At 62.0% G+C, this 18,154-nt stretch carries 19 protein-coding genes; 7 read left to right on the top strand and 12 right to left on the bottom strand.

Annotated features, from left to right (window positions below; all coding sequences use genetic code 11):
- The first annotated feature begins 9 nt into the window (after nucleotides 1-9).
- The 3 genes from mshL to VFF99_RS10270 are packed head-to-tail and all read left to right on the top strand — an operon-like array spanning nucleotide 10 to nucleotide 3,803.
- Nucleotides 10-1,770, top strand: coding sequence for a pilus (MSHA type) biogenesis protein MshL (gene mshL, locus VFF99_RS10280; RefSeq protein ID WP_325017521.1), 1,761 nt, complete (start codon nucleotides 10-12; stop codon nucleotides 1,768-1,770).
- Nucleotides 1,771-1,773: 3 nt separating this feature from the next.
- Nucleotides 1,774-2,667 (top strand): ExeA family protein, encoded by an 894-nt coding sequence (locus tag VFF99_RS10275; protein ID WP_325017519.1) that lies wholly within the window; start codon nucleotides 1,774-1,776, stop codon nucleotides 2,665-2,667.
- Complete coding sequence (locus tag VFF99_RS10270) at nucleotides 2,664-3,803, top strand: hypothetical protein (RefSeq protein ID WP_325017517.1); 1,140 nt, start codon at nucleotides 2,664-2,666, stop codon at nucleotides 3,801-3,803. Before VFF99_RS10275 ends, VFF99_RS10270 begins: the two co-directional genes overlap by 4 nt.
- Nucleotides 3,804-3,806: 3 nt before the next feature.
- On the opposite strand, the gene VFF99_RS10265 is transcribed toward VFF99_RS10270, so the two are convergent.
- From VFF99_RS10265 to VFF99_RS10245, 5 genes are all read right to left on the bottom strand, one after another.
- Nucleotides 3,807-4,400, bottom strand: a complete 594-nt coding sequence (locus VFF99_RS10265; protein ID WP_325017515.1) for a TIGR00730 family Rossman fold protein — start codon at nucleotides 4,398-4,400, stop codon at nucleotides 3,807-3,809.
- Between the two features lie 91 nt (nucleotides 4,401-4,491).
- On the bottom strand, nucleotides 4,492-5,265 hold the full coding sequence (locus VFF99_RS10260) for a hypothetical protein (RefSeq protein WP_325017513.1): 774 nt from the start codon (nucleotides 5,263-5,265) through the stop codon (nucleotides 4,492-4,494).
- A gap of 11 nt (nucleotides 5,266-5,276) precedes the next feature.
- Nucleotides 5,277-5,942 carry a TetR/AcrR family transcriptional regulator gene (locus VFF99_RS10255; RefSeq protein ID WP_325017511.1) on the bottom strand — a complete coding sequence of 222 codons (666 nt, stop codon included), beginning with the start codon at nucleotides 5,940-5,942 and terminating at the stop codon, nucleotides 5,277-5,279.
- Nucleotides 5,943-6,149: 207 nt separating this feature from the next.
- Nucleotides 6,150-7,403, bottom strand: a complete 1,254-nt coding sequence (locus tag VFF99_RS10250; RefSeq protein WP_325017509.1) for a patatin-like phospholipase family protein — start codon at nucleotides 7,401-7,403, stop codon at nucleotides 6,150-6,152.
- Between the two features lie 82 nt (nucleotides 7,404-7,485).
- Entirely contained in the window at nucleotides 7,486-8,022 is a 537-nt protein-coding gene (locus tag VFF99_RS10245) for a phasin family protein (RefSeq protein ID WP_325017507.1), read from the bottom strand.
- A 203-nt stretch (nucleotides 8,023-8,225) separates the two neighbouring features.
- Here VFF99_RS10245 and VFF99_RS10240 point away from each other — a divergent pair, with 203 nt between their 5' ends.
- Nucleotides 8,226-10,214, top strand: a complete 1,989-nt coding sequence (locus VFF99_RS10240) for an SDR family oxidoreductase (RefSeq protein ID WP_325017506.1) — start codon at nucleotides 8,226-8,228, stop codon at nucleotides 10,212-10,214.
- A 52-nt stretch (nucleotides 10,215-10,266) separates the two neighbouring features.
- Here the strand turns inward: VFF99_RS10240 and VFF99_RS10235 are convergent, their stop codons facing one another.
- Nucleotides 10,267-10,737, bottom strand: coding sequence for a fasciclin domain-containing protein (locus tag VFF99_RS10235; RefSeq protein ID WP_325017504.1), 471 nt, complete (start codon nucleotides 10,735-10,737; stop codon nucleotides 10,267-10,269).
- Nucleotides 10,738-10,869: 132 nt separating this feature from the next.
- Between VFF99_RS10235 and VFF99_RS10230 the strand changes: the two genes are divergently transcribed.
- Together VFF99_RS10230 and corA are read left to right on the top strand one after the other, a co-directional pair.
- Nucleotides 10,870-11,526: a VOC family protein gene (locus VFF99_RS10230; RefSeq protein ID WP_325017502.1), complete on the top strand. Its 657-nt coding sequence runs from the start codon at nucleotides 10,870-10,872 to the stop codon at nucleotides 11,524-11,526.
- A 74-nt stretch (nucleotides 11,527-11,600) separates the two neighbouring features.
- On the top strand, nucleotides 11,601-12,566 hold the full coding sequence (corA, locus tag VFF99_RS10225; protein WP_325017500.1) for a magnesium/cobalt transporter CorA: 966 nt from the start codon (nucleotides 11,601-11,603) through the stop codon (nucleotides 12,564-12,566).
- Here corA and VFF99_RS10220 read toward each other — a convergent pair.
- The 3 genes from VFF99_RS10220 to VFF99_RS10210 are packed head-to-tail and all read right to left on the bottom strand — an operon-like array spanning nucleotide 12,552 to nucleotide 15,697.
- Nucleotides 12,552-13,508 (bottom strand): alpha/beta fold hydrolase, encoded by a 957-nt coding sequence (locus tag VFF99_RS10220; RefSeq protein WP_325017498.1) that lies wholly within the window; start codon nucleotides 13,506-13,508, stop codon nucleotides 12,552-12,554. The two genes, corA and VFF99_RS10220, sit on opposite strands and share 15 nt — an antisense overlap.
- Nucleotides 13,509-13,535: 27 nt before the next feature.
- Nucleotides 13,536-15,167: a GMC family oxidoreductase gene (locus tag VFF99_RS10215; RefSeq protein ID WP_325017542.1), complete on the bottom strand. Its 1,632-nt coding sequence runs from the start codon at nucleotides 15,165-15,167 to the stop codon at nucleotides 13,536-13,538.
- Nucleotides 15,168-15,181: 14 nt separating this feature from the next.
- Nucleotides 15,182-15,697 (bottom strand): hypothetical protein, encoded by a 516-nt coding sequence (locus VFF99_RS10210; RefSeq protein WP_325017496.1) that lies wholly within the window; start codon nucleotides 15,695-15,697, stop codon nucleotides 15,182-15,184.
- Between the two features lie 167 nt (nucleotides 15,698-15,864).
- On the opposite strand from VFF99_RS10210, the gene VFF99_RS10205 reads away from it, so the two are divergent.
- Entirely contained in the window at nucleotides 15,865-16,569 is a 705-nt protein-coding gene (locus tag VFF99_RS10205) for an FFLEELY motif protein (RefSeq protein ID WP_325017495.1), read from the top strand.
- Here VFF99_RS10205 and VFF99_RS10200 read toward each other — a convergent pair.
- The 3 genes from VFF99_RS10200 to VFF99_RS10190 form a co-directional block, all read right to left on the bottom strand.
- Complete coding sequence (locus tag VFF99_RS10200; RefSeq protein ID WP_325017493.1) at nucleotides 16,561-17,082, bottom strand: RDD family protein; 522 nt, start codon at nucleotides 17,080-17,082, stop codon at nucleotides 16,561-16,563. The genes VFF99_RS10205 and VFF99_RS10200 overlap by 9 nt on opposite strands.
- A gap of 9 nt (nucleotides 17,083-17,091) precedes the next feature.
- Entirely contained in the window at nucleotides 17,092-17,730 is a 639-nt protein-coding gene (locus VFF99_RS10195) for a DUF3106 domain-containing protein (RefSeq protein ID WP_325017491.1), read from the bottom strand.
- A gap of 1 nt (nucleotide 17,731) precedes the next feature.
- The coding region (locus tag VFF99_RS10190; RefSeq protein WP_325017490.1) for a DUF3619 family protein at nucleotides 17,732-18,154 on the bottom strand (423 nt) is incomplete at its 5' end.

Here is an 18,154-nt window from a genome sequence, read left to right as displayed (position 1 = left end):
CATAACAGAATGCATAAATCGATAACAATTGTTGCTGCCCTTGGATTGCTCGGATGCACGACGCCTCCGTCGCGCGAAACCTATGACATGATCAGCGGTGAGCTCAACAAAGCCGCCGCTGCATCGCAGCGTCAGGCCCAACCCGATGCTGTTTCGGCCGCATTGTTGCCTCCAATCAACATCGAGGTGCCGAAGGCGCAGACGCCGGTGGAGGAGCGCTTCAGCCTGGCGCTCAACAATGTGCCGGCGAACCAGTTCTTCGTTGCCATTGCGTCCGGCACGCGCTACAGCATGCTCGTGCATCCGGATGTCACCGGATCGATTTCCGCCAACCTCAAGGATGTCACCCTGTTCGAGGCGCTCGACGCCATCCGCGAACTCTACGGTTACGACTACCAGGTGGACGGCACGCGCATCTACATCAAGCCGCTCACGCTGCAAACCCGCGTGTTCTCGGTCAACTACCTGACCACCAACCGCAGGGGAACCTCCGACATCCGCGTGACCTCGGGTTCGGTGAGCGACACCTCGGCCACCGGCAGCCAGCAGAATGCGGCCAGCCAGCCGAACACACCAGGCATTCCGGGGACGCCCGGCAATCAGTCGGTGACGCTCAACAGCAGCAAGATCAGCACCACTTCCAACAGCGATTTCTGGAGCGAGCTCAAGGCCTCGCTGGAAGCGATCGTGGGGAACAAGGAAGGCCGCAGCGTGGTGGTCAGCCCGCAGTCCGGCGTGGTGCTTGTGCGCGGGATGTGGGATGAACTGAAGAATGTCTCGTCCTACCTCAAGGCGGCCCAGCTCGCGGTGGACCGCCAGGTCATCCTGGAAGCGAAGATCCTCGAAGTTCAGCTGAACGACAGCTTCCAGTCGGGCATCAACTGGGCATCGTTTGCATCGATCACCGGCATCGGCAACAACAGGGTGTCCTCGGGCTTCATCGCACCGGGCACGAGCCTCGCCTCGGCCGCGCGCTCCAACACGCTCAGCTCGACCGTCGGCAGCGTCAATCCGACCACCGGCGCCGTGGGCAATGCCACCATCACCGCCAACACCAGCCTCGATCTCGCGGCCACCGGCAGCGCCGCCGGCTCCTTGTTCGGCCTGGCGTTCCAGACCAATAACTTCGCGGCGCTGATTTCCTTCCTCGAGACGCAAGGGCAGGTGCATGTGCTGTCCAGCCCGCGCATCGCGACGCTGAACAATCAGAAGGCGGTGCTGAAGGTCGGCAAGGATGAATTCTTCGTCACCAACGTAAGTTCGACCACCACCGCCACCGGCACCACCAGCACCACCAGCCCGAGCGTGACGGTGCAGCCGTTCTTCTCGGGCGTGGCGCTGGACGTCACGCCGCAGATCGACGATGCCGGCAACATCACCTTGCATATCCATCCCTCGGTCAGCAGCGTGACCACGGTGGACAAGCCGCTCAATCTCGGCAATGCAGGTTCGTTCAGCTTGCCGCTGGCTTCGAGCACCGTGTCGGAGACGGATAGCATCGTGCGCGGCAAGGATGGGCAGATCGTTGCCATTGGCGGCTTGATGCGCCAGGCCAGCACGTCCGACCGCTCGCAGGTGCCGGGCGCCGGCAATGTTCCCGTCGTCGGCAACCTGTTCCGCAACACGAACCAGCTGACGCAAAAGAGGGAGCTCGTCATTCTCCTGAAGCCGACGATCGTGCACGGCGACGCCACCTGGGCGCAGGATGTGTCGGAGATGCAGAAGCGCATCCAGGCGCTGGAGCCACGGAATACCTTCGAATTGCGCTAACGTATGTATAAAGCCCATTTCGGCCTTCGCGAACTTCCATTCGGGATCACGCCGGATACCAGTTTCTTCTTCGCGTGCTCCAATTACCAGGAGGCCCTGAACACGCTGCTCGTCGCCGCCAGGAACGGCGAGGGCTTCATCAAGATCACCGGCGAGGTCGGCGTCGGCAAGACGCTCCTGTGCCGCAAGTTCATGGCATCCCTCGACAAGGGATTCGTCACCGCCTATATCCCCAACCCCTTCCTCGAACCGCGCACCCTGATGCTGGCGCTCGCGGAGGAACTGGAGATCCCGCAGGACAAGGACGTCGATCAGCATCAGCTGCTCAAAGCGATCAACCACCGCCTCCTCGTGCTGGCGCGAGAGGGCAAGCGCGCCATCCTGTGCCTGGACGAAGCGCAGGCCATGCCCATCGAAAGCCTCGAAGCGCTGCGCCTGCTCACCAACCTGGAAACCGAAAAGCGCAAGCTGCTGCAGATCGTGATGTTCGGGCAGCCGGAACTGGACCGCAAGCTGCAGCAGGAAGCCATCCGCCAGTTGAACCAGCGGATCACGTTCCACTACCACCTCGGGCCGCTTTCGAAGGACGACATGGAGTTTTACGTGTCGCACCGCCTGAGCGTGGCGGGATATACCGGCAGCCGCTTGTTCGATCGCGGTGCGGTCAAGGCGCTGTATGCGGCCAGCGGCGGTATCCCGCGTCTCGTCAATATCCTTGCGCACAAGGCGCTGATGCTGACTTTCGGCGAAGGCAAGCAACAGACAAAGGCACGGCACGTTGCCGCCGCCGCAAGCGATACGGGCGCGGCCAGGAAGCGTAGCTGGCCGTGGGCGTGGTTCGGCGGTCTCGCGTTGCTGCTCGCGACGACCGGCGCAGGATGGGCGTACTTCCAATGAGCCTGATCAACCAGATGTTGAAGGACCTGGACGCGCGGCGTTCGGATGTCTCCGGCGGCGGCTCCTTCGGCCAGCAGATACGCGCGGTCCCCGAGCGCAGCCGCATCCATCCCGCGTGGTGGGTCGCGCTTGCCCTGGGCGGCATGCTCATCGGCGTGGTGGGTTACGTCCTGCTGCGGCCGGAGCCGCCTGCGCCCGTGGGCACGAGTGCCCGCTTGCCGCTGAAGCTGGATGTCGGCCTGACCGGCGCCCAGCCTCCTAACCCGATCGCTGCGCCGGCGGCCCCTGCAACGCCGCCAGTGCCTGTCCCTGTTCCGCAGCCCGTGGTTGAGGCGAGCCCGAAGCCGGCCGCTCCCCTGCGGGAGCAGGTGCAACTGGAGCGCAAGCCGGTGCAGACGAAGTTGCAGGTTGCCGCCCAGCCCGTGAAGGAGCGTGCGCCGGCGCCGGTGCCTACAGCGGCAGAGGTCGTACCGCCGGTGAAGGCGATGGCGCCGGTCCCGGCATCGAAACCATCTGAAGCGATCATTCCCCCGACGCTCAACAAACAGGTCAAGGAATTGACGCCGGCACAGCGCGCCGAGAACGACTACCGCAAGGCCATCCTCGCGCTTCAGCAGGGAAAGAGGGCGGAGGCGATCAGCGGACTGGAGCAGGCGCTCCAGGTCGAATCCAAGCATGCCGGCGCCCGCCAGGCGCTGATCGGATTGCTGCTCGATGCGAAGCAGCAAGACGACGCCATGCAGCGTGCGCGCGAAGGCTTGAATGCCGATCCGGCGCAGACCGGGCTGGCAATGATCCTGGCGCGGCTGCAGCTTGAAAAAGGCGAACTGCGGCCGGCGATCGAAACGCTGGAGCGCAGTTTGCCCCATGCGATGGAAAAGGCTGACTACGTGGCCTTCCTCGCCGCCCTGTTGCAAAGGGACGGGCGGCACAAGCAGGCTGTCGAGTACTACCTGCTTGCGCTGCAGAAGTCGCCGCAGAACGGGGTGTGGTGGATGGGCTTGGGCATCTCGCTGCAGGCCGAGCAACGCAATCCGGAAGCCTACGAATCCTTCCGCAGGGCCAAGGCAAGCAACAGCCTCTCTTCGGAACTGCTTGCCTTCGTCGAAGGACGGATCAGCCAGTTGCAGCCGTAACGCTCAGACAATTTTCTTCGCGGTGGCAGCGTCGAGCACCTTTTCGTGGCGCTGCGGCACGTAGGTGCGCAGACGTTCCACCAGCGCGCAAGCCGACGCATCGTGAATGAGCAGCGATGCCTGCTCCTGCCGCAGGAAGCGCTCTGCCACCACATGCTCGAGGAAGCCGATCAGGCGGTCGTAATAGCCGTTCACGTTCAGCAGTCCGATGGGCTTGTCGTGCAATCCCAGCTGCGACCAGGTGAACACCTCGAACAATTCCTCCAGCGTGCCTATGCCGCCGGGCATGGCGATGAAGCCGTCCGACAGCTCCGCCATCAAGGCCTTGCGCTCGTGCATGTCCTTCACGATATGCAGTTGCGTCAAGCCGTGATGGCCGACTTCCTTGTCCATCAAGGCTCTGGGAATGACGCCGGTAGCCTGGCCCCCGAGACGCATGACTTCATCGGCAATGACACCCATCAGGCCGACATTGCCGCCGCCGTAGACCAGCGCGATATTCGCTTCCACCATCGCCTTGGCGAGCAGGCGCGCGCCGTCTGCATACACGGGGGAGGCGCCGATTGAAGCGCCGCAGTAAACACAAAGAGAGTTCATTTCAATCCGGATGAAAAAAGCCGGGACATGCCCGGCTGGTGTGCGTGATTCGGGTACTGCCAGCTTGGCAGCATACCCGATCCTGGCTGGTTCAGTCGTCGAGTTCTTCCTTCGCAAGCTCCACGTCCAGCCTTTCCATTGCGTCGACCGGCTCGCAGGCGGCGGCTTCCTCATACAGCTTGACCGCTTCGTCCATCTTCTTTTTGCCTTCCAGCATGACCAGCCCGTTCGCATATTCCACGCGTGCAATGGCGGAGTCCGGGTTGAGCTTCAATGCCGTCTTGAAGAACTTGAGTCCCTCTTCCTTCTTCGCGCCATAGGTCAGGCCGCCGATCATCGCACCGACCTTGTCGATGATCTCGGCATGGTAAGTGCCGAGGCCGATGTGGGCGTCCGCATGCTTGGGCGCGAGCTTGACCGTCATGTCGAGGCTGTTCTTGACCTTGTTGCCTATCCCTTGCGAGAGCGCTTTCACGATCGAGATCCCTTGCGCATAACGGCCGAGGGAATAGGCGTGCCAGTACCACGCGGCGGCGTTCTTGGGCTGTTCCTTCTGCTGCGCTTCGCAGCGCTCGGCCACCTCCTGGAACATCGCGAGCTTCTTCTTTTCGGATTTCTCGAGATAGTTCGCATAGATGGCCGTCGCCTTGTTCGCGACGGAGTAACCGTCCACCCCGGCGGCAAGCCCGAGCTTGGCGGCCTTTTCAAACTCCCCGGCATGGAATGCGATCCAGGCGTCGACCAGCTTCGCATCCTTCGGGAAGGGCTCGGCATCGCCGGCGTGCAGGCGCGCCCAGGCCTTCTTCAGGCCGGCGGGCGTGTAGACGTAGGAATCGTCGGGATACGGGAATTTGCTCCATGCCATGGTGTTTGTCCTTATTTGAGTTTTTTCAGGTATTCCTCGGCGAGCTTTTCGAACAGCAGATGCGTCTCGCCCCGGAGGTAGGGGCCAAGCAGGGACAGTACCTGGTAGCACCCGCGCGCCAGCGCTTCGGCCATGGCTTCCTGCTCGGAGTATTTGCGCGGATTGCGCACGTATTCGTACGAGAGCCAGTATGTCGCGACGACGACGACGTTCGTCGCCAGCGCATCGATTTCGTGGTCGTTGGCCTCCAGCGCCTGGTCGCTGCGCAGGCCGAGGCACAACTGCTGCGCAACCTTGATCTTGTGCGCGAGGATCTGCTTGAAATGCAGTTCCAGCTTGCGGTTGCGCGACAGCAGGTCGGACAGGTCGCGATAGAAGAAGCGGTAGCGCCACACCAGTTCGAACATCAGGTGCAGGTACAGCCACACGTCCTCGATGTTGGGGCGGCGGTCGGCGGGCACGGCCAGCATGCGTCCGATCTCGGCTTCGAACTGGGCGAAGAGCGAGTTGACGATGTCGTCCTTGTTGCGGAAGTGGTAGTACAGGTTGCCGGGCGAGATGTTCATCTCTTCGGCGATGACGGTGGTGGTGATGTTCGGCTCACCGAATTCATTGAACAGCCGCAGCGACAGCTCAAGAATCCGTTCCCGCGTGCGCCGAGGGGCTTTGTGTTGCATGCTCGATGCCTCCCATTTGTGCTCAGGCCTTTTTATAAGAGTCCGGTTGACAAATGGCCGTGCGTGGGACCGTGCGCGGGAGCGGCGTCCGGATCGGGGCGGCGTCTGGCATGGCGGGCGGCCCAGGTCCCGTTCACGTACTCGGCAATTTGTGAACCGGGATCTAGCATAACACCGATGAATCATTCCAGAAACGCCGCGCATCAACTATCCTCCTGCGATTTTCAGGTGGCGTTCCAGGCTGTCGAGGGTATCGGTGAGCCGCTGGAGTCCGAAGCGATCCTCCTTCGCCGCGACGGGATTCTTGACGAGGGTGAGGGTGCTGTCGCGAAGGACAGACAGCTTCAGGCGCAGGCCGTTCTTCGCCAGCATCGGCCCGATTTCGTGGCGCCGCTGCCAGAGCATCATCCGCGTGTTCTGGTAGGCGCTCTCGCACATGCGACGCCTGCTGTTGTAGCTGAACAGGTTGGTGAAGAACATGTCCGCATCTTCGGTGCTCGGCTCGACCAGGATGATGTCCGTGTCCGGGTAGTTCACCACGTAGTTGGACATGCCGATCTCGACACGCGAATGAATGATGGCGCGCAGCGTCTGCGACAGGACCGCCAGCAGCCCGCCCTGTGCCAGCTTGCCCGGCTTGTGCAGGGAGCGTGCGTTGTAGGGGACGATCGGGTTCAGGCAGATCAGCATGTCGACTTCTTCTTCAAGCGCGATCGATGCATGCAGCGTCTTGCGCAGCGCGCCGTCGACGAAGTAGCGGCCGCCGATCTCGACCGGCGGGAACAGGCCGGGCACCGCCGCGCTCGCCTGCGCCGCCTTCGAAATCGGCACGTGGTCGAACCCTGGCCGTCCGAACCGGATGGCCTCGCCTGAGTCGAGATCGGTCGCAACGATGACCAGCTTTTGTTTCAGCGCGCGGAAATCGTTGGTGCGGCCCGCTTCCGAAAAGGCGCGCTGCATGAATTCGTGAATGCCCTCGCCGGACAGGATCCCGGTGGGCAGCACGCCCTTGAGCCGCTCCAGCGAATTGGCAACGCTGGTCTTGCCGCGGCGCGTCACATAATGGAACAGGCCGCCGGCGAGGAGGATGGGGAAGGCCGCTGCGCGGATGCTGAACTCCTCCCATGCCGGGCGCAGCAGCATCTCCGGCCTGAAGAGTTCTTCGTGCGCCTCGCCCGTATCGCTTTCCACGAACAGGCGGCACATGTCGTGCGGCGTGATGCCGTTGGCCAGTCCGGCGGCGATGATTCCGCCGGCGCTGATGCCGACATAGATCGCAGCATTGTTGAGGTCCAGGCCTTCGATCGACTCTTCCAGCGCGGCGAGCGCACCGATTTCATAGACGGCGCCGAGCGGGCCTCCTCCGGCAAGGGCAAGCCCGATGCGTCCCGTCGCTCGTTTGCCGGTACGGCGGGCTGCAGGGCTTGGGGGAGTGTTTTTCTGTGGTCGCTTTGCAGTCATGGGGCTCGATGGTCAGCTTCTTCGCGTGGAAGCAAAAAGGGCTTGTGCGTCGCACAAGCCCCTCAGTGTGTGCATGCAGGCCTTACTTCGCCGCAGCTTTCCTGGATGCCGTCTTGGTCGCCTTCTTTGCAACCGGCTTGGCTGCCGCTTTCTTGGCTGCCGACTTCTTTGCAGCGGGTTTTGCCGCGGTCTTGCTTGCGGCGGGCTTCTTGCCCGAGAGGGCAGAGACGGCCTTGTTCAGTTCTTCGACGCGCTTCGTGAGGGCCTGAATATCTTCCTGGGTCGGCACGCCCAGGCTCTTCAGCGAACGGGACACGCGGTCTTCGAACACTTGCTCGAGCTTGTCCCAGGAACCGGCGGCCTGCTTGCTGACGGAGTCGGCCATGCGCACCACCGTGCCGGTCACGTCCGACACTTTGCCGTTGGCCAATTGCTGGGTACGCTTCTGCAGTTCGGTGCCTTCCTTTACCAGCTTGGCGAACACCCTGCCGCCTTCTTCCTGTGCCTTGGCAAAGGCGCCCAGGCCGGCCTGCCAGATCTGCTGCGCCGATGCGCGGACGGCTTCTGCCAGTTGCGTGTCGTCGGATTGGGCCAGTGCTTTCAGTTTCTTGACCATCATGTTCTCCATCGTAGGTTGACTATACGCCGGCTCAACCGACGCGCTTTTCGATGCTGGCAGTGTAGGCGCCAAAACTAGAGATCGGGTTCTAAAGCCGTAGAGCAGCCGTTCTAATTGGGAAGCCCGGCGCAAGGGGGCGCTTGCAAAGCAGGGAGCAGCCTGTAATGATTGCGTGTCACAAATTCGAATAAAAGGGAGGCAGCATGCAGTATTTCGTTACGGGGGCCACGGGCTTCATCGGAAAGCGGCTGGTGAAGAAACTCCTCGCCCGCAAAGGGAGCGTCGTCTACTTCCTCATCAGGGAAGAAAGCAAGGCCAAGGTGCCGGGCCTGCTCGAATATTGGGGCACGACGAAATCGCGCGCGATCCCGGTCTACGGCGATCTGCGCGCTGCGAAACTGGGGGTGTCGAAAGACGACACCAAGGCGCTCTCCAAGAACATCGATCACTTCTTCCATCTCGCGGCCATTTACGACCTGAAGGCAGACGCAGAAGAACAGATGGCGGTGAACATCGACGGCACGCGCAATACGGTGGCGTTCGCCAATGCGATCAGCGCCGGATGCTTCCACCACGTCAGCTCGATTGCCGCGGCCGGACTGTTCGAAGGCATCTTCCGCGAGGACATGTTCGAGGAAGCGGAGAGCCTCGAGCATCCGTACTTTGCGTCCAAGCATGAATCCGAAAAGATCGTGCGCAAGGAGTGCAAGGGGGCGTTCCGCGTGTATCGCCCCGGCCTCGTGGTCGGCGATTCGACGACCGGCGAGATGGACAAGATCGACGGCCCGTACTACTTCTTCAAGCTGATACAGCGCATCCGCCAGATACTTCCGCCCTGGATGCCGACCATCGGACTGGAAGGCGGGCGCATCAACATCGTTCCGGTCGATTATGTCGTCGACGCGATGGATCACATCGCGCACCAGCCCAAGCTGGACGGCAAGTGCTTCCACCTCACCGACCCGGAGCCGATGCGCGTGGGCGATGTGCTCAATACCTTCTCGCGCGCCGCGCATGCACCGACCATGAGCTTGCGCATCAATGCCGCCTTGTTCGGTTTCATTCCCAAGTCCATCAAGAAGGGCATGATGGCACTCACGCCCGTGCGGCGCGTGAAGTCCGCAGTCATGAAAGACCTCGGGCTGCCGGACGACCTGATGCAGTTCATTAACTACCCGACGCGCTTCGACAATCGCGAAGCGGCCGCTGCGCTGAAGGGGAGCGGCATTGCCTGCCCGCGCCTCGACGATTACGCCTGCCGTATCTGGGACTACTGGGAACGCAATCTCGATCCGGACCTGTTCATCGATCGCACGCTGCGCGGCCAGGTGGCGGGCAAGGTGGTGCTGGTCACCGGCGGTTCCTCCGGCATCGGACTGGCGACGGCGCACAAATTGGCCGAGGCCGGCGCCATCACCATCATCTGCGGGCGCGACGAGGAGAAGCTCGCCGAGGCGAAGAAGGAAATCAACGACCGCGGCTTCGATGTCATTACCTATGCGGCCGACGTTGCCGATATGGCCGACTGCGACCGCTTCGTGAAGCTGCTGATCGAGAATCACGGCGGCGTCGATGTCCTGGTCAACAACGCAGGACGCTCGATCCGCCGCGGCATCGAATCCAGTTACGACCGCTTCCATGACTTCGAGCGCACCATGCAGCTCAATTACTTCGGCGCACTGCGGCTGACGATGGGCCTGTTGCCGAAGATGATCGAGCAGCGCCGCGGACACGTCATCAACATCTCATCGATCGGTGTGCTGACCAATGCGCCGCGCTTCTCGGCCTACGTGGCGTCGAAAGCGGCGCTGGACGCATGGACGCGCTGCGCCGCATCGGAATTCGCCGACATGAACATCAAGTTCACGACGATCAACATGCCGCTGGTGCGCACGCCGATGATCGCTCCGACGAAGATCTACCAGAACGTGCCGACGCTGTCGCCGGACGATGCCGCCGACCTGATCGCGCAGGCAATCGTGTACAAGCCGGTGCGCATCGCTACGCGCCTCGGTGTGCTCGGCGAGGTGCTCCATGCGCTCGTGCCGCGCGTGGCGCAGATCATCATGAACACCAGCTTCCGCATGTTCCCCGACTCGGATGCGGCCAAGAGCAATGGCGAGAAGAAGGTCCCGCAGATGAATGCAGACCAGATTGCGCTCCAGCAGCTGCTGCGCGGAGTTCACTTCTGATCGGGATTTCCCGCTGCATCAACATGAAGACGCCCGGCCCCGCCGGGCGTTTTTACTTCTGCGGAAGAACGACCGCGTCGATCTCGTGGATCACGCCGTTGTCGGCCATCATGTCGCTTTGCACGACATTCGCGTTTTCCACGGTGACCTTTCCATTGTCCGACTTCAGGGTGACCGTGTCCCCATGTATCGTCTGCACCTTGCCCGGCTTCACGTCGGCCACGGTAACCTTGCCCGGGATCACATGATGTGCCAGTATCTGAGCCAGCTTTTCCTTGTCTTTCATCAGCAAACTGACGGTGCCGGGAGGAAGCTGGTTGAACGCGGAATCGCTGGGGGCGAAGACGGTATACGGCCCCGAATTTTTCAGGGTCTCGGTCATGCCCGCCGCCTTTGCTGCTGCGAGAAAAGTCTTGAATGATCCAGACGTGGACGCGGTTTCGACAATGTCGGCGGCCCATGCAGTGGAGCCGAAGACTGACAATGCAAGGGTCGATACGATGGCAACGCAGGATCGTTTCATGTGGCCTCCTTGATGTAAGGCAACGGGTGCGAACGGCCGTTGCAGAGGATAGGTTTCGGGCAGGACTGAAAAGTTCAAATCGCGGGCGACGCAGGATTGGCCCAAAGAAAAACAGGATTACGGGAAGAAAGCATGCAGCGGATTGAATCCAGGCTCGACCATGTCGTCATCGTCGCATCCAACTTGGAAGCCGGTGTTGATTTCTGCGAAAAGGCGCTGGGTGTCACGCTCGTGAAGGGTGGTGAACACGCGCGCGTCGGGACGCACAATTACCTGTTGAACCTCGACGATGGCATTTATCTGGAAGTCATTGCCGTCAATCCCCAGGCTGGCGCTACCGATTGTCCGCGCTGGTTCGGCATGGACCAGCCGGATCAGCGCGAACGTGCTGCCGCCGGCCCCTATCTCGCTACTTTTGTTGCCGGCACAACTGATATTGCCGCCGCAGTATCCGCGCTGCCTGAGCTCGGTCCTGTGCGCGACATGCAGCGCGGGCAGCTGTCCTGGCAGATCACTATCCGGGACGACGGCGCATTGCTGGAAGGCGGGACTATTCCGACAGTCATCCAGTGGCCGGGCGGTACGCATCCGACCCATATCATGCCGGCCTCGGGATGCAGGCTCGAACGGCTTGAGGCATATCATCCGCATCCAGAACAATTACGCGCTGCCTGGTCGCAAATCGGATTGAAGGAAGATGGCCGGCTTTGTATCCGGCAGGGGGATGGCCAGATGCCGTACCTCGTTGCCCGCCTTGCGACGGCGAACGGGATCATCGAATTGCGTTGATCCGCCTGCGTTCTGCCAAGAAATGCCGACCGCCTTCGGTGTAAGCTCAACCAATCTGCGTTTCGGAGAATTCCATGCTCATCAACTGTGTGGCCTATCAGGATGGAAAGCGCTTGACTGACGTGTCGATCGACAAGATCGGCGCGTACCTGAAGCTGCCGGATTGCTTTGTGTGGGTGGCGCTGAAGGATGCTGAGCTGAAAGAGCTCAAGACCATGCAGGCGGAGTTCAACCTGCATGAACTGGCCGTCGAGGATGCGCTGCACGGCCACCAGCGGCCGAAGATCGAAGAGTACGGCGATTCGCTCTTCGCGGTGGTCCACATGATCGAGATGGTTGACGGCGACTTGCGCGTGGGCGAGCTGGACATCTTCGTGGAAGAGAATTACGTCGTGTCCGTGCGGAACGAGAGCGAACAGGGCTTCCTGGGCGTGCGCGCCCGCTGCGAGCGCGAGCCCCAGCTCCTGAAGCAAGGCTCGGCATTCGTCTTTTACGCGCTCATGGACGCGGTCGTCGACCGCTATTTCCCGGTGATCGATGCGCTGGAGCGGGAACTGGAAACCATCGAGGATCAGATCTTCAACAAGGGATCGGAGCGCGCCAACATCGAACGCCTCTACCAGCTCAAGCGCAAAGTCACCACGCTCAAGCATGCGGTCACGCCTTTGATGGAGGCATCGGCGCGGCTTTTCGGGGGAAGGGTGCCACGCATCTGCATGAACACGCAGGAATATTTCCGCGACGTGTACGACCACCTTTACCGCATCAACACCTCGATCGACAATATCCGGGATACGATCGCGACGGCGATCCAGGTCAACCTGTCGATGGTCACGATCGAGGAAAGCGAAGTCAACAAGCGCTTGGCGGCGTGGGCGGCGATTTTCGCGGTGGCGACCGCATTCGTTGGCATCTGGGGCATGAACTTCGAATACATGCCGGAGCTGAAATGGAGATACGGTTACCCCGCGGCGCTCTGTTTCGTGGCGGCCTTGTGTGCGTATCTTTACCGGCGCTTCAAGAAATCAGGCTGGCTTTAGGGCGGCGTACGGCGCCGGGATTGGTGCATGCCGGGCCGATGCATCCCGGACTTCGCGGATGACCATCGCCTGCACCTCGGGATCGAACCCGAGGGCAACATGACCGATGCCGTTCAGTTCGATATTTTTTGCGCCATCCAGATGCGACGACGTCTGCGGCGAAATGATGTTGTCATGGTGCGAATAGATGGAGACCATCAGGCGGTAGATCGCCGGGTTCTCGCCTGACTTCAGTTTGCGCAGCCATTCGCTTGAGAGGCCCTCCTGCTCACTCGCCGTCCACTGCATCTGATGGGTATTCAGCCCCACACCGAAGTGAGCGAGGCTGGTGCCGTGATGCGGCGTACCGAGCGTGATCAGCCGGGCGATCCGCGCCGGGCCATGGTCGCGCAGGTAGGCACGCGAGGCAAGACCGCCCATGCTGTGCGCCACGATCACCACCTTGTCGCTGCCGGTCTCCCGGCACAGCGTTTCGACTGCCCTGTGAATCAGAGGTGCATACTCGTCGATGCTTCCGATCACCGGTTCCAGGTCGACGGCGCGGTGAGTAATGTTTGCCTTCTGCAAGGACTTGCTCATGGCGTGCCAGTAGCCGCTGTTGCACCCGTAGCCATGCACCAGCAGGACAGGCAGGCCCTGCGGCTGTGCCGGCATCCGTACTGAAAAGGTGCGGAACGGCATGGTCCAGGATGAGGCCGTCATCGTCGCGCGGAATTCGTAGAGGAACAGCCTGACACCGGTCCAGGTTTTGATCCGATGGTGCATCGGCGTCTCGCTACGGTGCCGTGCTGCAAGAAGGAAGTTATTGCCCGTGATGACAAGCCGGACAAGAAGAACGATGGCGATGCCGATGACCGCCGCCAAAGCGGCATTGCCGACGTCGAAGAATTGCATCGCAGCGGCTGCAATGGCCGCTGCGGCAAGCATCTGGATCAGCAGCAAGAGTCTCGTGATTCGTACAACCATGCATCAGGCAGCGGTAGGCGTCGGTGCCGGCTTTCCTGTGAGATCGTTTGCCAGCGTACTTGCCAGCTTAGCTGTGATTCCGTAGATCGACAACTGCGGATTGGCGCCGATCGAGGTGGGGAACAGAGAGCCGTCGTGGACCGACAGGTTTGCCACTCCGTGATATCGCCCCTTCGATGAAACGACGCCGCTCCGTACATCGTCCGACATGCCGCAGCCGCCCATGACGTGCGCGGACACGACTCGCCCCAGCAGGGGCTTGTACGGCAAGTCGTTGATCGCCTTCTTCGCCGCTTCCCAGCTTGTGTATCCCTCCGCCTTTTCATGCACCGGGTGGACGCTCTTCGCACCTGCGGCGAACTGGATTTCCGCCATGCTGAGCAGCGAACGCCTGACGCCGTCCCAGACGAAATCGGAGATCGGGTAGTCGAGCACCGGCGAACCGTCATTCCTCAGTTGCACCGTGCCGCCGAGGGAGTGTTCATGGAAGCCGTCGCGCAGGAGTGCAAGCAGCGCATGCGTGTTGGGGAACAGGCGCATTCTCTCGGAATGCTCGGCGCCGAAGCCGTGCATGGTCGAGGCGAAGAGCAGGGGATGCAGCGGCGGCGCTTCCAGCTTGTAACCGATCGGCCCGTCGATCGCCTGGGTATCGAGGAAATGGTCGGAATAGATGGTTTGCGGCGCGCCGGAAAATCCTTCCACCTTGTGGTCGAAGAGTGCGGCGGAAATGGTTGTTGGGTGCAGGAAGGTGCGCTTGCCCAGCAGGCCGTGAGGATCGGGTGCGCCGGAGCGCATCAGCAAGGCAGGCGAATTGATTGCGCCGCCGGCGACGACATAGTGGCGCGCACGGACTTCGATCGTCTTTCCTGTGTGCGCAAGGCCGGTGCCGTCGAGCGCCACGCATGCCAGGCCGGTCACCTTGTCCCCGTTCAGCGCCAGTTTCTGCGCGCGGGTGCGGGTGAGCAGGGTAGCGCCGTGTTCGAGCGCCGATGGGATGGTGGTGACCAGCATCGACTGCTTGGCGTTGGTGGGGCAACCCATGCCGCAGTACCCCAGGTTCCAGCATCCTTTGACGTTGCGCAAGATTGCCGCGGCGGGAATGCCCAGCTTGGCCGCGCCGCGCTTGAGCAGGTCGTTGTTCTCGTTCGGCGGTGTCAGCCACACGCCGATGTTCAGCCGCTGCTCCATCATTGCAAACCACGGCGCCAGCGCTTCCGGGGTGTAATCCTTCAAGCCGAATTTCTGCTGCCAGTGCGCGAGCGTTCCGTTCGGTGTGCGGAAGCTGGACGTCCAATTCACCGTCGTCGAGCCGCCAACGGCGCGGCCCTGCAGGATGTTGATCGCCTTGTCCTTGGTCTTGCGTGCGGCCGATTCCTGGTAGAGGGTCGGATACGCCTGGGCCTCGCGCATCTTGAAGTCTTTCGATGACTTCAGCGGGCCCTCCTCGATGAGGACGACGTTCAGGCCCGCAAGCGCCAGGATTTCCGCGGTGACACCGCCGCCGGCGCCGGTGCCGATCACTGCCACGTCGGCTTCGACGCGCATGTTGTCCTGCAGTGCGGAGGCGTCGATCACTTTCCAGCCCTTGGCAAGGCCGGCTTGTATCGGATCGGGGATGGTGTTGTTCGAAGACATTGTCATGGAGCCTCTCAACTCAATTCCTTGATCGGACCGGGATAACCGATGGACGCCCATGTGGACTCCTGGGCGTACCAGGAGCCGGCGATGAGGTCGTGCAGGCCGAGATAGGCTCCCTGGAAGAGGGCAACGCGGCTGAAGCGCCAGTCTTGCAGGAAGGCGGCGACGTCTTCGGGTTTCGCATTACGCCAGTCATCGGGGACGCCGGCCAGCAGCCGCCGCGAGGGCGCGAGAGCCAGCAGGGCGAAAAGATCCTGGAGTTCTTTTTGTGCGGAAAGCGGCAGGCCGAGGATGGCGTCGTCGACGTAACCGACGGCTGCGTCCACCTCCGCCTGAGAGGTGACGGCATCCTTGAGCATTGCCGGTACGATCGCTGCGAGTATGGACCTCGCCGCATCGTCCATCTCGAAGGGGCGCGGCGTCTCTGCGGGGCGCGTGACGCGGTACAGGCTGCCGGCCGCCGCGAGCGCGAGCGTGCCGAACAGCCCGACTTTCAGGAAAGTACGTCGGGATGAGTTGGTTGCCATGTCTCCATCGCTTTCTTGTTTTTTGCAGTGTACTCCAGCGCTTTCGCGCACACCCGGAGCAAAGTAGAGTTCTAGCTCTAGACGCCCTGTTCTTGCGCTGCGTCCTCTCGTGCCGGGGCAAAATCGCGCTATGCAAAATGTGCGATACCAGAAAGCAGGCTGACATCATGAGCAACCCGCAAGTGGTTTCCGCCCTTCGCCGTGAACTGGCATCGGTGATTGCCGCACGTCAGGCTGCGAAGAGCGATCCCAAACTCCATGCCGCGCGTCTCGCCGTGCGCGCTTTCCAGGCGCAGCGCATGGCTGACACCCATGCAGACCAGTTGGCGTCGCCCGATACCCGTGCCGCGGCGCAGTTTTTCCTGCACGACCTCTACAGCACGGCGGACCTGACGGACAGGGATGCCAGCCTGGAGCGGGTCGTGCCGGCAATGGAGCGGTTGTTGCCGGCGGCGGCGCTGGCGACGGTCGCCGATGCCATCACGCTCGACGCGCTGTCCGAGCGCCTCGATGCGGCAATGGCGGACCGCCTGGGCGAAACATTCGCCGAGAATGACTACATCGAGGCTTATCGCAAGGCAGGGACGCGGGCCGACAGGGAATTGCAGATCGACCATGTCGCCTCTGTCGGCCGGGCACTATGCGAGCTGATCCGCGTTCCGCTGATCGGCAGCACGCTTGCAATGATGAGAGGGCCGGCGAAACTCGCCGGCCTGGGGGAACTGCAAAGTTTCCTGGAGCGCGGATTCAAGGCCTTCAAAAGCATGAAAGATCCGAGGGCCTTCGTGGACACGGCCGTGCAGCGCGAGACGGCGATCATGCGGCGCCTGTATGCCGGAGAGGCCGAGCCGTTCCGCAGCCGCTCAGGTTGAGCGCAGTTTCTTTGCCGGCTTTCCCTCCGGCGGATCGAACGAGATAAGGCGCGTACCGGCAATGCGGTCGTGGAGGAACTGCCGCTGCGGATCGAGGAACGCCGCCAGCGCCCACAGCACCACATTCGCCGCCGGGATCAGGACGAGCATCCATGCCTTGGCACCGATGGCCCATGCGGCCACGAGTCCGGGCATGATCCACATCCATGACAGGATGAACCGCCCCAGCGCACGCTTGAAGCCGACAGGGCCGCCGTCGATCGTGACCAGGCGGATACGCCAGGTCTGCATTGCGAGCGTCTGTCCGCCGTGCGTCCAGAACCAGACGAAGTACAGTGCCAGCAGGAGGAGCAGCCAGTCCTGCATGAGACCGCGCAGATAGAGCGCGTGCTTCTGTTCCATCAGGATGGAGAACATCCCTCCAAAAATGAACAGCACGGCAAAAATCAGCATGGATTCATAAAGCATGCTGGCAAAGCGTCGCCGAAGCGTGGGAGTTGCGGTTGTATCCAATTGTTCTGCTTACTTCGAGTCGGGAGGTACGGACGGTTGCAAGGCCGACCGGTTGGCGGCCTTGGGTGTCACGGATTGTTCGAGGACCGGCTTGGGCGTGGCCTTGATCGGGGGCAGGGGTTTTGCCTGCTTGTCCTGGGCGCCCGGCGGGGGAAGGGTGGCGACCTTCTTTTTCGCCGCGGTATCGGCGCCCAGTTTTTTCTTCTCTTCTTCCGTCAGTTGCTGATACTGCTCCCACTGCGCGGACTTCTGGTCCGGTTTCAGCTTCTTCGCGCGGACATAGTTCTCGCGTGCCAGGCGGCGCTGTTCGGGCGTGAGCTTGACCCAGTCGCGCATGCGTTCCTGCATGCGCTGCTGTTCCTCCGGCTTCATGGCGCCAAACTTGTTGGCGATCGCGAGCCATTTGTTCTTGCGGACAGGTTCGAGCATGTCCCATTCGACGGCCAGCGGGGCCAGTGCCTGCTGCTGTGCGGCGTTCAGGTCCGACCACAAGGGCTTGGAGACCGCCGGTGCGGCAGATGCGGGCGGTACCCCCGCGGTCTGGGCGGTGGTGCCGCCCGGGAGCGCCAGGCCTGCCGCGAGCGGCACGGCCAGAAAGCAGACCGCCCGCAGGAGGCGGGCGGCCGGCGCGAATGTCTTTCGATTCATGTCAATCATCCCCGGACGCCAGGAAGGCATTGAATCCGTTGTCCAGGTATGCCGACAGCGGCAGCTCGTCAGCCAGCACCTCGGCATCCATTTCCGCCGTGTTGCTGATGTGCTCCTGCTCGACCTGGTAGATGCTTGCCATGAGTGCAAACAGGGCGATCACGGGCACCATCACGCCCATGCGCCCCAGCCAGGCAAGCGGCTCGCTGAAAAAGCGCCCGGCGTCGCCCGCAAGCAGGCGGAGCGAGACAAACACACGCAGCCCGGACTCCTTCTTCTGGCGTGAAAGAGCGACTTTGCGCGCGGATGCGAGCTTTTCCGCGGTGGATGGCGGAAGTTTATCGGCGCTCTCGTTCAGCGCATGCCGTACCTTGTAGGCGAAATTCAGTTCACTGGTGTTCATAATGTAATCCCTCTGGCTCTC

Origin of the sequence: Noviherbaspirillum sp., from assembly GCF_035654295.1 — a bacterium.
Classification (GTDB): Bacteria; Pseudomonadota; Gammaproteobacteria; order Burkholderiales; family Burkholderiaceae_D; genus Noviherbaspirillum.
Note: the sequence above shows the minus strand (reverse complement) of the source record. Positions and strands in the feature narration are given on the sequence as shown.

What these genes read in the sequence shown, in the direction of transcription:
- mshL (WP_325017521.1), top strand. Translation starts at nt 10, where the DNA reads ATGCATAAATCGATAACAATTGTTGCTGCCCTTGGATTGCTCGGATGC.
- VFF99_RS10275 (WP_325017519.1), top strand. Translation starts at nt 1,774, where the DNA reads ATGTATAAAGCCCATTTCGGCCTTCGCGAACTTCCATTCGGGATCACG.
- VFF99_RS10270 (WP_325017517.1), top strand. Translation starts at nt 2,664, where the DNA reads ATGAGCCTGATCAACCAGATGTTGAAGGACCTGGACGCGCGGCGTTCG.
- VFF99_RS10265 (WP_325017515.1), bottom strand. Translation starts at nt 4,400, where the DNA reads ATGAACTCTCTTTGTGTTTACTGCGGCGCTTCAATCGGCGCCTCCCCC.
- VFF99_RS10260 (WP_325017513.1), bottom strand. Translation starts at nt 5,265, where the DNA reads ATGGCATGGAGCAAATTCCCGTATCCCGACGATTCCTACGTCTACACG.
- VFF99_RS10255 (WP_325017511.1), bottom strand. Translation starts at nt 5,942, where the DNA reads ATGCAACACAAAGCCCCTCGGCGCACGCGGGAACGGATTCTTGAGCTG.
- VFF99_RS10250 (WP_325017509.1), bottom strand. Translation starts at nt 7,403, where the DNA reads ATGACTGCAAAGCGACCACAGAAAAACACTCCCCCAAGCCCTGCAGCC.
- VFF99_RS10245 (WP_325017507.1), bottom strand. Translation starts at nt 8,022, where the DNA reads ATGATGGTCAAGAAACTGAAAGCACTGGCCCAATCCGACGACACGCAA.
- VFF99_RS10240 (WP_325017506.1), top strand. Translation starts at nt 8,226, where the DNA reads ATGCAGTATTTCGTTACGGGGGCCACGGGCTTCATCGGAAAGCGGCTG.
- VFF99_RS10235 (WP_325017504.1), bottom strand. Translation starts at nt 10,737, where the DNA reads ATGAAACGATCCTGCGTTGCCATCGTATCGACCCTTGCATTGTCAGTC.
- VFF99_RS10230 (WP_325017502.1), top strand. Translation starts at nt 10,870, where the DNA reads ATGCAGCGGATTGAATCCAGGCTCGACCATGTCGTCATCGTCGCATCC.
- corA (WP_325017500.1), top strand. Translation starts at nt 11,601, where the DNA reads ATGCTCATCAACTGTGTGGCCTATCAGGATGGAAAGCGCTTGACTGAC.
- VFF99_RS10215 (WP_325017542.1), bottom strand. Translation starts at nt 15,167, where the DNA reads ATGTCTTCGAACAACACCATCCCCGATCCGATACAAGCCGGCCTTGCC.
- VFF99_RS10210 (WP_325017496.1), bottom strand. Translation starts at nt 15,697, where the DNA reads ATGGCAACCAACTCATCCCGACGTACTTTCCTGAAAGTCGGGCTGTTC.
- VFF99_RS10205 (WP_325017495.1), top strand. Translation starts at nt 15,865, where the DNA reads ATGAGCAACCCGCAAGTGGTTTCCGCCCTTCGCCGTGAACTGGCATCG.
- VFF99_RS10195 (WP_325017491.1), bottom strand. Translation starts at nt 17,730, where the DNA reads ATGAATCGAAAGACATTCGCGCCGGCCGCCCGCCTCCTGCGGGCGGTC.